Below are 2,218 nucleotides of genomic sequence, written 5' to 3'. Positions count from 1 at the left end.
CTCGGGAACAGATTCGTGCGCACCTGCATGCGGCCGTCGCTCGCGCGGCGCTGCCTCCACCAGCCGTCGTCGATGTTGATGTTGCTGTAACCCGCCGCGGCCAGCCCGGTGTCGACGATGACCTGGGCCGAGTCGAGCACCCTCTGCTCCGTGAGATCCATGTGGAAGGCATTCCAGCTCGACCAGCCCATCGGTGGCGTCGGCGCGCTGCCGACGCCCTGATGGGCCCAGCGGCCGGTGGGGGCCAGGGGTTGCTGCTGCGCATGGGCGGTGGCAAGGAGCAGGGTCAGGGCGAGGGTGATCGGGGCGAGGCGATGCTTCATACGGTGCGGGTCATCAGGCGGCCGAAGGCGGCGGGAAGGTGGAAGTCGGGCTCGGGCGTGCGCGTCGGGCTCCAGCTGGAGTAGACACGACCCCTACCCTGGCCTTCGACGCGGAACAGATTGAGCCGCCAGCCGTCCTCGGCAGCGCCTGCACTCTGCATTGGCACGCCCAGCTCGGCCGTCCACACCTTGTGCTTGGCGTCGACGTGCGCCTTGGCGCGGCTCTCGCCGACGATGCGCTTCTTGCCCGAGGCCTCGACGGCGATCTCCAGCAGCAGGCCGTTGGGTGACACCTCGACCTCGCGATAGCTCTTCAGCCCTGCGCGGTCCGGCGCCTGCAGGAAGACCTCGACGACGTCGCGCTCCCACAGCGGCCAGATGTCCGTGGCGGATGCCGCACGCTCAAAGGTGTTCAGCGTGTCGAACTTGCAGATGAAGCGCAGGTAGAGCTCATTCGCACCGCGCAGCAACTGCACACGGGTGGATTGCGGGCCGGCCAGCGCCCTGCCCTGCCAGTCATGGCGGAAGAAGGTGGCCGGCGCATCGGCCCATTGCGCGGCGAGTGGGAAGCCGTCGGCGCCGATTTGCGTGACCTTGCCGGCAAAGGCGACGGGCAGCGAGTCGGGCGTTTCAGGTCGCGCTTCGATCAGCAGGCTGTGCGTGAAGCTCACAGGCAGCGTGGGCTTGTCGGCTGTGACCTTGCCGATTTCCTTGCCCGTCAGCGCATCGCGCAACGTCCAACGTCCAGCACCCAAACCGCGCAGCGTGACCAGGCCGTCCCAACGCTCCGCATAGAACGCGTAATGCAGCGCCCCGCCCTGCTCCACAACATGCGTCTCGGGCTTGTCGAAGCCCAGGTCGTACAGCTCGCCACGGTAGCGGCCCTCGGCCAGGCGCTGGCGGTTGTAGAGATCGACCCACTGGCGCCAATGCTGCTCGCGCTCGGGCGTCAGCAGGAAGGAGTCCTTGGGCTTGGGGTCCACCGGCCAAGTGAATTTGCTGGCGACGACGGCACCGATGCCGACGCTGGATGCGAAGTCRTGCCCGCCCGTACTCAGCTCCACGTGGTCGCCCGCGTAGGCGGCCCAGGGGCCCATCAGCGCCTTCAGCGTCTTGCCCTTGTGGCGCACTTGCCAACTCGACAGCGGGTCGGACGCCGGCGCCTGGTCCATGAAGGGCATGTTGTGGAAGGCATAGCCGGTGCCGCAGGGGCAGACCTCCACCACCGCTTCCGGGTTGGCCGCGTGGGCCGAGTCGTGCATGACCTTGTAGAAGTCGGCGAGCTTTTCCACCGCGTCTTCTGGCCGCGCATGCTTGTGCGCGGGGTTGAAGCAAGGCGCCACGCCGTTGAGGTGTTGACCGTCGACCTTGAGGCCATCGAAACCCCAGTCGCCGATGATCTTCTTCACCGTGGCGGCCAGGCGGGCCTGCGTCTTCTCGTAGGCCGGGCAGAGGTAGAAGCTGTTCCACCACGTCACGTTCTGCACCGCGCCGTCCTTGTCCAGCAGCAGCAGGTCGGTGTGGTCGTGCAGCTCGTCGCTGCCGGGCGCCACGGCCAGCGGCGCAATCCACAGGCGCGCCTTCATGCCGCGGGCGTGGATGTCGGCGACGAGCGCCTTCATGTCGGCCTCGCCCTTGGGGAACTTGGCGAGGTCGGGTGTCCAGTCGCCGGTCTTGACCTGCCAGCCGTCGTCCAGCACCGCCCACCTGAAGCCCAGCTCCTGCACCTTGGGCAACGTGGCGCGCACATAGTCGAGCGAGAAGTCGCGCTCATAGCCCCAGGCGCACCACTGCGGCTCGTAGGCGCTCGATGGCGGCTCGGGGGCCACCAGGCCTTGCGCGGCCATGAGACGGCGGTAGCGGTCCAGCGGCACGAAGAAGTCGCCGCGGTGCAC

Annotated in this window: 1 protein-coding gene and 1 pseudogene; both read right to left on the bottom strand. The window is 68.0% G+C overall.

The features are described 5' to 3' along the window. Positions 1-323, bottom strand: a pseudogene (locus ACXJKR_RS30350) (NPCBM/NEW2 domain-containing protein); the annotation flags it as partial. Further along, positions 320-2,218 (bottom strand): alpha-galactosidase (locus ACXJKR_RS30345; RefSeq protein ID WP_457326009.1); only part of this gene is annotated, 1,899 nt, incomplete at its 5' end. The gene ACXJKR_RS30345 and the pseudogene ACXJKR_RS30350, both read right to left, overlap by 4 nt.

Source organism: Roseateles sp. P5_E11 (assembly GCF_054049355.1).
The sequence above is the reverse complement of the archived record's forward strand: the minus strand, read 5'-3'. Positions and strand labels throughout refer to the sequence as shown.